The organism is Flammeovirga sp. OC4 (assembly GCF_000812565.1).
Lineage (GTDB): Bacteria > Bacteroidota > Bacteroidia > Cytophagales > Flammeovirgaceae > Flammeovirga.
This window is the reverse complement of the sequence record NZ_JTAM01000041.1, coordinates 76,048-90,228: the sequence shown is the minus strand read 5'-3', so window position 1 is coordinate 90,228 and position 14,181 is coordinate 76,048. Positions and strand designations below refer to the sequence as shown.

The 14,181-nt window shown below is 33.4% G+C and carries 7 protein-coding genes; all 7 read left to right on the top strand.

What is annotated here, in order from left to right:
• On the top strand, positions 1 to 272 hold a 272-nt coding region (locus PL77_RS32050), incomplete at its 5' end, for a hypothetical protein (protein ID WP_044208933.1).
• A gap of 215 nt (positions 273 to 487) precedes the next feature.
• Complete coding sequence (locus PL77_RS19120) at positions 488 to 1,297, top strand: hypothetical protein (RefSeq protein ID WP_044208932.1); 810 nt, start codon at positions 488 to 490, stop codon at positions 1,295 to 1,297.
• A 153-nt stretch (positions 1,298 to 1,450) separates the two neighbouring features.
• The gene (locus tag PL77_RS19115; RefSeq protein ID WP_044208930.1) at positions 1,451 to 1,972 is read left to right on the top strand and encodes a hypothetical protein; all 522 of its coding nucleotides are present in this window, start codon (positions 1,451 to 1,453) and stop codon (positions 1,970 to 1,972) included.
• 118 nt (positions 1,973 to 2,090) lie between these two features.
• On the top strand, positions 2,091 to 2,726 hold the full coding sequence (locus tag PL77_RS19110) for an energy transducer TonB (RefSeq protein WP_156152434.1): 636 nt from the start codon (positions 2,091 to 2,093) through the stop codon (positions 2,724 to 2,726).
• Positions 2,727 to 3,058: 332 nt separating this feature from the next.
• On the top strand, positions 3,059 to 3,532 hold the full coding sequence (locus PL77_RS19105) for a macro domain-containing protein (protein WP_044208926.1): 474 nt from the start codon (positions 3,059 to 3,061) through the stop codon (positions 3,530 to 3,532).
• 264 nt (positions 3,533 to 3,796) lie between these two features.
• Entirely contained in the window at positions 3,797 to 4,003 is a 207-nt protein-coding gene (locus PL77_RS19100; protein WP_044208924.1) for a hypothetical protein, read from the top strand.
• Positions 4,004 to 5,026: 1,023 nt separating this feature from the next.
• Positions 5,027 to 14,146 carry a T9SS type A sorting domain-containing protein gene (locus PL77_RS19095; protein WP_156152433.1) on the top strand — a complete coding sequence of 3,040 codons (9,120 nt, stop codon included), beginning with the start codon at positions 5,027 to 5,029 and terminating at the stop codon, positions 14,144 to 14,146.
• Positions 14,147 to 14,181 lie beyond the last annotated feature (35 nt).

Below are 14,181 nucleotides of genomic sequence, written 5' to 3'. Positions count from 1 at the left end.
TTGCAGTCCGTTTTGATGGGGTAACTATAGACATTGGAAAGGGATTTTTAGATACTTTTGACAATCCACCTATTGATACGTGGATGATGATAAAATCTAATTTCCAAACTGAATTAGGTGATACATTATTCTATTGGGTCCCTAATGAAGCAGAAGAAATGATGAAACGTTCAATGGAGGAAGAACTTTTTAAAAGTAATACATGGTTAGATGAAGAAGATCAGGGTTTGTATGATATAATTAAAGAAAAATTAAAAAATCAAAATCTATAAATCAGCTAAAACAGGACTTTTGTCAGACATATATATACAATGAATAAAGTAATTGTCGAAATTAGAAAATATGAAGCAAACAAAGATTTTGATGGTCTTGGAGGTTATTTAATTGATTTAGCAAAAAATGTTGCGAATCTATAGCTATTTTTAGATTAGAATTAAGTTTTTTGAAATACTTATTATTGATTCGTTCAGGACAATAACTTTATTAAATGATGAATATCAAAGAAGGAAATAAATATATAAATAGAAGAGTGTTTATACCATCTATTGGTTTTGGGATATTATTTTCTCTATTATCATCCTACTTGATGACCTTTGAAGGAACATACTTTAAGTTCTTCAGCCTTGCTCTTATTATTTTATTTATAGCATCTTCATTTTTACTGTATAAAGTTCTTTTTAAAGTGTTTTTTTGGAAGTCAATTCAATTACAGACAGATAAATATATTTATTATCATAAGTATTTATATCTAGGAGGTGATTCACTTGATAAAATATATGATCTAAGCGTTGAGCAGAAAAGTTTCATTAATACTTATAATCAGAGAAAATGTAGTCTAGGGTTCCAAGACAATAGTATTATTGATAAGGTTGTTATAAGAAGAAGTTGGTTCACTCCAATTTTATATTTAACTTTTTCTATCTATCCAATTGTAGTGAGTTTAGGACTAATTAGAGATAATAATGTATTTGGTTATGTATTGCTATTATTAATAATTATCATTCTCTATAAGAAGGTAGTAATAATATTATTTGGCAAGGGGAGCAAGATTATTATAGATTCAAAGGGCATAATTAATGATGATCAAAAAAGAATCACATGGTCACATTTATTTAGTTTTGATATTTATATAAAACCTGAGGCACGTGGGAATAGCGATTATGGTATACGAATAGTACCTACAAGTGGTCAAAAACCTTTCAATATTAGTCTATTAAAATATAGCATAGACGAAAAAGAATTAAAATGGATTATTAATGTTTTCAAAGAAAGAAGAAAATTTTTCAGTAATACTTAGTTACCACAAAAACTTCACGTTTAGCCTAAACACACACTCTAACCATTTTATTAGTCATTATAATCCAAATATGAAGTTTTTACGAATTTCAAACCTCTTTAAACGTCATCATAAAATGCCTGTAATCGAAGTATCAACAAACCAAACGATAAAATGAAAGACCGTTTAATTATCCTTTCAGATTTATGGGGAAAAGAAAAAGCTGATTGGTTAACTAATTATACAAGATTTTTAGAACCTGAATTTGATATTGTGTTCTATGACAGTTGCATCATTGGACAAGTAGATACGTCAGATTACAGTCAAGATCACCTTCATCAACAATTTTTAAATGGAGGAATCGATTTAGCAGTTGAATACTTAGTGGAGAAAGAACAAATTCCGATTGATATTTTGGCTTTTAGCATAGGAGGTGCTATAGCTTGGAAATTTGGACTTAAAACCGGAAACATTAAATCATTGACAAGTGTATCATCGACAAGATTGAGGAAAGAGACCAAAAGACCAAAAGGTAAAATTGAATTATATTTTGCTGAAAAAGACGTGCATCGCCCTTCAATAGAGTGGATGGAAAATATGCAACTTGATTTTACTATCTTATCCAATAAAAGTCATGAGGTCTATAGAGAAGCGGAATTCGCAAGAGATTTGAATAAGAAAATATCAAAACAATAACACTCCAAACTATTCATAAGGGTGAAGGATATTTTTTAGACTTGATTGAACCTCACCTTTAAGGAATCACAAACTTTAACCTATGAGCTTCCATATTTTCAAACTTTACATATTAATTTTGAGTCTCTTAGCAATAAAAGCAAACAGTCAAAGTATAGATACGGTTTACTATGGACTAGATGGAATTGTATCTTCTAAAGACTCTGCTTATTACGTAAGATATGTTACATATGATAACGTATCAAAAAGATACCAATATGAACAATGGTCGTTATTCGATTTATCTCATGGATTTTCAGAAAAAGGAGAATTACTTTCCTTAAACCCCGAAATAATTGATGGAAAAATAGAAGAAATTGATCCTCTTGGAAACACCGTGACTTACTTATACAAGAAGAATAAATTTATTGATATTTTGCATTACTTGAATTCAGGAAATGAATCTATTCCAATTTACCCAAACAATCTTGTTGATCAATCAATTAGTCCAAATGAAATTGTTGAAATAGGTGATAAATTATTTTCTAAATTAGAACTACAGATAAGCGAGTTGAAGAATAGTAACAAAAGAATTTTTATCCAATTTGTAATTGAAAAGGATGGATCTATTTCAAACTGTTCAGTTCGAAATAGTTTTGCATATAAACTTAAACCCTATATCATAAAAGAATTGAACCAAATGGACTTAAAACCTGCTCGGCATAATGGCAGAAATGTTAGAGTGCTTGTTTTTACAATTCTATATAAAAAATGAGGGGAAGTCATTTGAATCTCCTAAATGTTTAAGCGAAATACTATTGAATATTTTATATCCATGAATAAGATTGACCTATAATAGAAAAAACATGAGGTTTTTACATTAGAATTAGTCCCTCAAATTGAGAGTTATATGATGGTGGAATGAAGCATTGGTAATTATTTGTTTTGTAATACATTCAATTGTAAATTGAAATCGTCTTTCAACAATCTAACAGCAAACTAAAAGAAAGTTGAGACTACATTTTACTATTCAATAATTGTCACGGTATAATAACAAACCTAATGTTGATACTGCGGCTTATTAGATGTTACCTATATTATATCATCATGGAAAAAATAAAATATTTGAAAGGCGATGCTACTTCTCCACAAGCAAAAGGAGTTAAGATAATAGCACATATTTGTAATGATTTAGGAGGTTGGGGCAAAGGTTTTGTCTTAGCGATTTCCAAAAGATGGAAAGAACCTGAAACCAATTATCGAAAATGGCACAGAGAAAGATCTAAAAATGATTTTGCACTTGGTAATATTCAGATCATACAAGTGGAAGAATATGTCTACGTCTGTAATATGATTGGTCAAAGAGGAATGAAAACAGGAAGTAATGGAGTACCCATAAGGTACGAAGCCGTAAATGATTGCCTTAAAAAGTTATCTATAGTTGCAAAAGACCTAGACGCTTCGATTCATATGCCTAGAATTGGATGTGGTTTGGCAGGGGGAAAGTGGGAGAAGATAGAACCTATTATTGAGAATACTTTGATAGATAAAAAAATAACAACGTTTGTGTACGATTTTTAAATGAAAAGAGAATAGAGCCTTTTCGGAAAGTTGAATTAATAAAGCTAGAGTATACGTGTAATAAAAGTAAACTATGAATTGCATCCTTAAAGCGTAACATGAAACGAATAAATAGAATTGAGATTGGACCGTTCATTCTGAGGTAAATTCAACTGTTAAATATCATTATGGAATCTATTTATCATGATCGCATAATTATACATAATATACCTCAACCTGATTTCAAAATACAGTTTATTTGAAAGATGTTTTTTATATTGAGTTATGAAAAACGCAAAAAAGACATTTAGCAAAACAGATGATCCAAGGTTTCTTAAAAAGATGGAACTTCAAAGGTTGCACAAAAAATTAAAATTGGATCTTCGGTTTGACCCTGAAAATAAAAAATTGAAAAAAGAATATGAGAGGGTTAATAATCTTTTAAAGCCTAAAGCGAATACTAAGAAAAAAGGTCAACCTAAAAAGTATTAAGGAGTTGGTAGTAAGTAGGTACAACTTGACTTACTCACATTTCAAGATTTAGAAGTTTATACGATTCTTTCATTAGTAAACCATATGTGAAGTTTATTATTCATGTATGGTTTATTTTTTTCTACCAGAAAATGACTTCTCTTTATGCCCCCGATTTAGAAATACCAATTACTTTAAAGATGATTGACCTGTGTGCTCTTATTCCTTTAACGTTATTCGTAATAATTCCCCAATAGATCCAACTTGAATTATTAGTGATGCATATAACATTGATTAGATTTTTGATTGTGATCATTTTTTAGGTTTTACTTACTCGATGAAACCCATGTATTAAAAAGAGGGATATTACGTAAGAAATGAATATAAGTTACACGAAATGAGTGTTGTATGTTATGTTTTTTTGTCTGAGAGTTCAATTTTGAGTTAAAAACAATTGTAAATATTTTAATAATTAAAAAAAAAACAGGATTATTGTAATTAATAGAATCATTGCTTCGAAAATTATATTATTCAACTCAATAACTAATATGTGTAATATGACATAGGTTTTTACACTAATAACTTTTCAAAACAATTTTATTTGTTTTGAGTTTCTTATTCTAAGCCTTGAAATTTGTTAGGTCTAATTGAGTAACATAACCTTGATTACTAATCATTATGATTATCGTTTTCGATAGGTTAAAAGACTCTATCAGACACCCTAAATACTAATTATGTATGTAAATTTATTCTACACCTAATTAAACACTTTAATGATGTATACAATTGCTATCCGCAATTGTGTAAATAGTAATTTCCATTTCATTAATATACTCAACACTGAAAATTACATTTCAATTAAAAGATATTCTTTACTGAAGATTATTAACGCTCTGATTATAATTTGAAATTAACATGACTTTATAAATACTATAACCTTTCAATAATGATTGTTGTTGAAGTATGCTTTTAGTCACACTATATCTGATATATACTTATGATGAATAACATTGCAAGTTTATAACAGACTTACACTAAATAAATATGCGACATTTTACCATTCTCAATTACTGTTTAAGGCACCCCAAAGGTGTTATTTCTCTTTTTCTATTTTTGACATTAACTTTTGAATATTACGCCCAAAATGACATCCCCACAGATGGCCTTGAAGTATGGCTTAAAGCCGATCAAATAACATCTGATGACACTACAGATCTAGGGTCGGGTGTATTTAGAGTCGACAAGTGGCAAGATCAGTCGGGTAACGGTTATTATGTGAATAATGACAATAGTGAAAATGGTATTGTTTACCAAACAAATCAAATAAACTCACTACCTGCTATCTTATTTCCATCTTCAAGTCATGAAGGTTTAATCTTAAAAGATGCTTCTAATAACACTGTAGAATTAGAGCTTGAAAACTATGAATTCTTTGTGGTATTAAAGGCTAATGAAACAACGGGTAACGTTGGTTTCTATGCGGGAGGTAATGCAACAAGGTCACTATTTGGTAAATGGAGTAATGCCAGCTTTTATTTTAGAGGGCCTGATAATAATATTAATAACACTGATATTGAAACATGGCCAATAAGTGATAATTGGGGATTGATTTCTGTACAAAGAAACACATCGAATGAGACAAGTTTTACATCAAATGGAGGATTACTTAGTGCATTACAAAAGAACACAGATAATACAAGTACTCATAAATTTGGGTCAGTAGGAGGAGCAGATGAAGATTCGAATTTAGGTTGGGATGGTTACATTGCAGAGGTAATTGTATATAACAAGACATCAGGTGGTAATCTTGATCCTGTAACTAGGTTACGTGTCAATGATTATTTAGCTGCAAAATATGGCTTAACACATGCAGAACTTTCTGACACTGACGAATTATTTAATAATAATACAACACCGAACCAAAACCTTGTCGTTTATGGAAATGACGGAGGCGATTATTCACCAGACAGAGGAAACCCATCCAGCGCAATAGCATTGACTACCTCTAGTACAACAAATGGAGATTATGTCATAATGGGTGAAACAAACGAAGGGGGACTAACATTTGACAATGCTCCGACTAATACTCGTGTCTGGTCTAAAAAATTCTATCTTCAAAAAAATGGAAATCTAGATCTTACGTTAAATTTCAATGTTCAAAACTATGAGGGTAAACCCAATGACTTTGATACAGGTAGCGGTCCAGAGAGGGTAACAGGTGATTATTCTTTAGTTTATTCATCAGATAATGGCTCTACTTACACGGTAGTAGCAGGACCATCGGCTACTTTTGTGGGATCAGATGAAGTCTCATTTACTATTACTGATGCACAATATGATGTAAATGGTGATGGTTTTTATACCTTGGCTTCCACTGCCCCAGATGCTTTTTATACTAAAAGTACAGGTAATTGGACAGACACTGATATTTGGACAAAAAATCCATCGGGTTTTGCGGACGGTACAAATACTTTTCCTACATCTACAGATGATGTCTTTATTTTATCGGGTGGAGTAATTACGTTGGATTCTGATAACATTGCTGCTGGAGATTTAGAAATTAATCAAGGGGGTACACTAGTAGTAGGCACTACCGTAGGTCATAATTTCTCATCGGTAAATGGTAAAGGGACTATTAAATTAAATGCTGATAACTTCCCTTCGCCAGCAAACGCAACAGCTGAAGGTGGCTTTTTAACAGACAATGGAGGTACTGTAGAGTTTAACGGAACAGGGATTGTTTTGTCGAACAGTTACGCTTACCATAATGTAAATATAGAAATGGATAATGCAAGTGATGAATTGATTATCGCTGCAGATCTCACGTTGACAGATTCTTTAGTACTAACGAAAGGTAAAATAACATTAGGGTCAAGCGATAACTCCAACACGGCAGTTGATTTAAATATTAATGGCAATGTGAGGGTTTTACCACAAGCTACCTTAGGGGTGGGAACCGATGATGTAATTCATAACATTATCCTAAAAAGCAGCTTAGTCAATGCTGGGGAAATAGCATTAACTAATAGAGCTGATATAAAGGATTCATTTACATTTGGGTCTGCTTCTTATCTTACAGAATTAGATGCTTACTTATCTGACAATCTTGCTGGTGAGTATGCAATTTTGACTTTTGATGCAGATCAAAAAGATCAAGATTTAATTTGTAATGGATCAACTATATTATATCAAATCGTTGTGGACAAGGGGACATCCGATAATTATAACTTAAATATCAGTGCAGATGTTGAAGGACGATTTGAAATGTATGGTTACAATGAACACTCTAATGGTAGTACTGGAGGAACGGATGGATCTATGACGACAAGTAATGGTATGTTCGTTATGAAATATGGTACACTTCATTTTGGTGAAAATATTTATGTTCCAAGCTATGCAGGTACTACAGGAAATTACGATTTAGGTTTTGGATGTAGATTGTGGGTCGATAATGGTGCCGATATTAATTTCGGACCAGTAAATGCGTTAACAGTTTATGGTAATGTATTAGTGACTGGAGGTCGATTAAATATCGGTTTAAATAGTGATGGAACAAGTAATGGAAGACAAAATAGTATAACCTTGAGAGAAAGAGGTTATTTTGTTCAAGAAGGTGGTGAGGTTTTTCTAAACCAAATTAAAACTTCAGTATTAGGTGTGGATCACCAAGGATCTTTAACAATGACTGGAGGTGAAATGACAATTTATGGCTATGTGCCAGGTAGTACGGTTGCAGCACTTTCTCTGCCTTATAAGACTAATTCATTTAACATGTCAGGCGGTACAATTACCATCCATAATGAAGATACCGATCTTCAATACCTGACAAAATTTGCAATGGGAGATGGTTTCTATAATGTCACTGGTGGTGAGATTATTTTCGATATTAACTCTGATAGAGATGTAGAGTTTGTGTCATCTATCCCATTTTTTAACTTAACGGTTACTACAGACTATCCACTCCGTAATGTGACCTTATCAGATGGTATTGGTTCATTTGGAGATCCAATACCAACAGACGGAGATCTCACAATATTAAGCCACCTTGTAATTGAGGAAAATAGTAACTTACAGATAGGTGATTATGATTTGACAATTAGTGGTGACCTTACTTTATACAATGATACTCAACTGAATATCGGGTCAAATAATAAGTTGACTTTCAACGGAGATGGAGTAGATCATTATATTGATATTAGAGATACTGATGAAGCTTACAGTATTAATCATTTAAATATTGATTTGCCAAACGCATCAGATGTTTTTAAAGTAAGAGATTTTAGTGGTGCTTCAGCAATTGGGTCCACAAGATTAAAGGTATTATCATCATTGTCTTTAACACAAGGTACGTTTGATTATTCCAATTATGTAGTAGAAGTTGAAGGTGACTTAACTTTTAAAGGAAGAATAGGAGAACCTTCGTCAGCAGGTCATTTAATCATCAATGGATCGGCAGGAACATCACAAAGTATTGTCTCTAGTTATGATTTAGCAGATCCTCAAATTGCTGATACTACAAACGTAGGTGTGACGCACTTATGGTTAAATAATGCCAATGGGGTAGAATTATCCAATATCATTTACGCTTCAAAATTAACATGGCAACAAGGTGTAATTAAGGCAAATGAATATGGTGTTGTAGTTGGAGCACAAGGTATTACTGATGAAAATGGAAGTGGGATCAATAATTTTGCAGATAATATAACCGACAAACGTATGTTGGTAGGAGCTGGAAATTATACAGATGGAGGTCTTACTTATCAAGTAACAAGTGATGGAGACTACTACTATCCATTGGCGTCTGAGTTTGATACACCTGTCGCTGATTCCTATAAATTTACACCGGCTACACTTACAGTTTCTAATAAACCAGCAGAAGATGGCTTTCTACAATTAGCGACCAATAATGGTAGTGTGGCTACGTTAACCACAGATGGTACAGATGATGAGATTTTAAATTATTGGTGGAAAACTACGACCTATGGATATGACGCAAATATTCCGGATGTAGCGGGTGTTTTTAAATACAATTCTGAAGATTTAGATACAGTAAATGATGATGAAGCAAATTTTGTACCTGCTAGAGTCCAAATACAAGTTCCAAATAAATCAAGGGAGTCACTAGGAGTAGCAGCAGCCGTTGATACTGATGGAGATGATGCTACAGAAACAGATTATATTTTTACAACAAATGCAGTTCCTGCATATAATTCACTTTACACAGCAGGAGCAGCTTCGAAATTTACTGGAGAATTAACTGTATATTATTCTTTTTGGGGTACAGCAGAAAACAGTTCCAACTTTGAAAATGTTTCAGTTGGACGAGCTGATAATTGGAATGATACGGCAAGATGGACGACTAATCCTGATTGGAAAAACACTGGTAATCCATTCAGTACTCAAGGAACTCCTTCAGCAGGTGATATCATTATAGTAGGTCACGGTAGATATGGTAGTCCAAATGAAACAAGAGGCCACAGAGTTGTGATTAATTCTGCTATTGAAGTGGCAGTAATTCGATTTGATTCTGATGAGACAGCTACCTTAGAGGCGGCCGATTTGGCAAGAATACGATTATCAAGTGGAAGCTTAACTGTTGATGTAGTAGAACAAGTAGGTTCATTGAGAATCCATAAGGGAGCTACTTTAAATGGTCAAGATTTAAATAATTTCTTAAGTGAGCCACGAAGTGAGGTAATGATCCAAAGTAATAATTCAGATATGGAAATACCTGAATTCCCAAAATACCCTTCTGTAAGACTATGGGGAGGTGGTGATTTTGGTAATGAATTTACCTTTGCGGCAGGTGTAAGTCAACCTGTTGAATTCAAATCTTTGATGGTAGATGGATCAACATTGATTTTAGATAAATCTATTAACGTTGAAAATAATATTAATATCGGGGGTTTTAGAGAAGCAGCAATTGAAGTAAATTCTAGCACTCCTATAACAGTGAATACAGGGAATCTAAACCTTCAAAATACAATTTCAAATAATTCATCTGCATCAAACAAATTTTTGGTAACAGGTACAGATGACGTAGAACATACTTTGATAGTTAATGGAGATATCACTATTCCTCAAATAGATGGAGGAGAGAGTGGTGCAGATGCCATTGAGTTTAGTTTGTTAAAATCAACGACTGAAAACCGTATTGTATTAGAGCTTCAAGGTACTGAAAGTGGGGTATTTGACAATTACTATACTGATGATATCACTTCACCATTAACTCCCGAATTATATAAAATTGTAATGAATAAGGGCAACAATCAAGACTCTACTTTCACATTCAATACAAACTTTACGCTACCAAGTGTCACGACCGAAGAACTAATCACACTATCCAATGGTACACTTGTACTCGATAACAGTGCTATTAATATTACACCATATGCAGTTCCAAGTTCAAATTGGGTAATGTCGACTAATGCAGGTTTGATGTTGAAACAAGGTGCAGTGAATGTGGTTGGAGATGATGCAAACTTTTTGCTTGGTGGTAAACTAACAGTTGCTGGAGGTAGTTTTAATATTGCAAATGCTGGAGATGAAAATTCAATTATTTATGCAACAAGTGGTGAGATTGAATTGTCTGCCGGTTCAATTGTAGTAGGTTCAGAATTAAGAAGAGATCTTGCAGCAAACGATGCCAACGTTACTTATACACAATCCGGAGGTACATTTGATGCAGGGTTAATTGGTAATCCTAATAGTGCGACTAGAGGTACATTTGAAGTATTAGGTAGTGCTTCAACATTTGACTTTAGTGGAGGTCAGATCAATGTATTCTCTGGTAAAATAGCATTAGATGCCGCATCTTCATCAGTGAATGAAAATGCCGTGATAGAACTAGGAAATACTTCAGCGGAATCAATCGATGTCGAATTTGTAAATACAATAGGAAAGTTAGTTTTACTTTCTAATGTCACAGTAGAAACACTTATCAATGATATCACAATGGTTGGTGATTTAAGCTTGCCTTCTACAGCAACAATAAATCTGAATAGCTTTGACCTCAATAGTGCTGGTAATATAACAAATGATGGAACAATCAACGCCTCCACCTCTACAATTACTCTTAATAGTACAGATGATCAAACCATAAGTGGTGCGAATGCTATTTCTACGCAGAAATTGGTCATTGATACAGACGGTGCTACAGTTACAATGGGAGAAGACATCACAATATTGGAAGACCTTACAGTTAACACGGGTGTTTTATCTGACAACGGTCAAACTATTAATGTTGGAGGTTTATTATCAGTATTTGGTACGCATTCAACTACAAGTACTGGCCGTATAAAAATGAACGGATCTACTGCTCAAGATATGAATATTACGGGTAGTTTGGGCCGAGTGGAAATTGATAATGCAGCAGGTATTAGTTTGACCAACAGCCTCAATTTAGTGGCTGATGAGATTGTATTTACAAATGGTGTATTAGATATTGATCAGTTTACTTTGAATCTTGGAACAAACGTTGTCTTGACAGCGACCACTGCTTTTGATGCGAATAATATGATTCAATTGAGTGGTAGTAGTAATGCCCAAGGTGTGAAAATTACGTTACCAAATGATGAGATCTCAAGTGAAAAATTACTACCTATTGGTTATTCTGGAATCTTTGCTCCTGTAGGACTTGTTGGTGATTATAATGGAGCTGAACTTGTAGTGAAACCGATTAATACAAGACACACCGTTGCTGAAAATCAGGGAGATAATAACGAAGCGTTGGATCAATATTGGAGAATTGAATTTTCAACAGCTGATGTTACAGTTCCAGATGATAGATATGTTTCATTGTATTATGACAATACCAATATCAACGGAACAGAAGCAGATTACATAGGAATAATCATCAATGATGATGCAGAAATTCAGAAAAATGTCCAAAAAACATTAGATGTAGCCAATAACAGAATTGATATCGATTTAGCAACAAGTCTAGTGACAGGGGATTATTTTGCAGGAGATGTATTATCAACTCCGGATGATATTATTAGATATAGATTAGCTTCAGGGGTTACAGATGGTGTATTGAATGAGGTATCTACTGATAAATGGGAAATCTCTAAGGACAATGGTGTTACTTATACAAAACTGGAAGATGAAGTTTCACCAACACTATTTTCAGGAACTATTTTAGAGGTGCCATCAGGTACTAATCTGGAAACAACAACAAGTGGTACATTAGGATTTAAAACCTATTACAAGGCAATCATTGAAGGAACTTTAGTGATTCATGTCGACGATAGACAAATTAATTTTGATGCTGTTGAAGGTGGTGGGAAAGTAAAATTCTTTGTGAATACAGACAAAGTAGGTCAAATGCCAAATGCGAACTGGGAACCTTTCTTCACTTCCGGTGGTGGTATAATTGTAGAAGGAAATGCAGATTCACCAGTGCTTAACCTGAATGCACCTATCAATAATAATAAATTGACAATTGGAAGTTTAACTTTGATTGGTACAGGTACAGGGCAAGAATGGGAAATCCCAGGTGGTAATGGATTAAATATCTCTACAGGTGAGCTTTCGATTAGTAATGTAGAGTTTGATCTCACAACTTCATCAATATTAAATGATATCAATATTGATAATGATGGTAAACTAACCATTAATACACCAACAACAGCAAATGGAAATGTCACAGTTGATGTTGGGGATACTAATAATGGTACAGGTGCTTCTTTGAATATTGAATCGGGTAGTTTGATTGTAAAGGGAGATTTGACAGTTGATACAGAGGGTATTTTAAACGTAATCAATTCGAGTTTGAATGCTGAAAATAATATTACTTTAAATTCTGGTTCTGAAATAACGCTTTCTACAGGTGCTTCATTATCAATTGGAGGTGATTTTACAGACAATGGCACATCATCAGCCTCTTTGTCTGGTTCAACTCTAATCTTTAATGGTACATCTGGTGATCAAACATTTACGGGTGATTATACTGCTGGAAGAGCGATTGATAATTTAGTGATTAACAAGTCTAATGGACAGGTTATTTTAGCAGGTAGTAATACCAAAGAAGTTTCAAATTTAACATTGAACTCTGTTTTAAATAATATGGGAAATGATGACGGTTCACTGCTGTTCCTTGGTAATTCAAGTGATGTAAATGGTAATTCTTATATTACAGGACCAGTTTCCAAAAAACTAAATGTTGGAGATAGTTTTATATTCCCTGTTGGTGGAGTAGGAGATCTTAGAACTTTAGCGGTCATTTATACTCAAAATGTAACAGGTCCAAGCGAAAAAACATGGACTGTAGAATATGGCCAATTACTCAAACCTGTCGTTGAAGATAGTGTTGACTCAACTACAGGTATTGTTAACGTTTCTTCTGAGTTCCAATGGAGAGTAACAGATTTGGATGAAGGAGATGCACCGTTTTCAAAAGAAAGTAACGCAGAGATTTTTGCTTATTACAGTGCGTTGACTAGAAGTCCTAACTTTATTTTAGCGATTTGGAATGATTTAGATTTAGGGGTTCCAAAATGGAAAAAAGCAGGTGACCCATTACATAATACAGAAACGTATTTTGAAACCGAAGCTGTTTCATTTAGTGAAAAATACCTTGCCATTGCCACCATTGATGATGCGACTGATTTACCGGTTGAATTGATTTCATTTAATGCAAACGCTGAAGATCAACAAGTAATATTGGACTGGGCTACAGCTTCAGAAATCAACAATGATCATTTTGAGGTACAACGCTCTATTGATGGCAAAAATTGGAGTACATTAGCTACAATTGAAGGAGCAGGGAATTCAAGTGTTCGTTTAGATTATGAATTCATTGATGCGAACCCAGTAATGAATCAGTTGTCATTTTACAGACTTATCCAAAGAGACTTTGATGGAACAGAGACCGTTTTTGATCCTCAACAAGTTTATATGGAAGATGGAAATGCAGTTGCTGGTTTGTCAGTATATCCTAACCCAACTCAAGGAGAAAAAGTCAACTTAATATTGAAGTCGTGGAAAGGAGATGTTGAGATTGGATTATTTAATACATTAGGTTATAAAGTATTAGAAGACACCTGGACCTTTGGTGAGAGCCAGTTAAAAGAGATCCAAATCAACGATATACCTAGAGGCGTCTATCTATTGAGGTTGAAATCTGGAAAAACAATCATTTCAAAAAGAGTAATCATTGAGTAAAATCTAGTAACGAAAAATAAAAAAACACCTTGTTC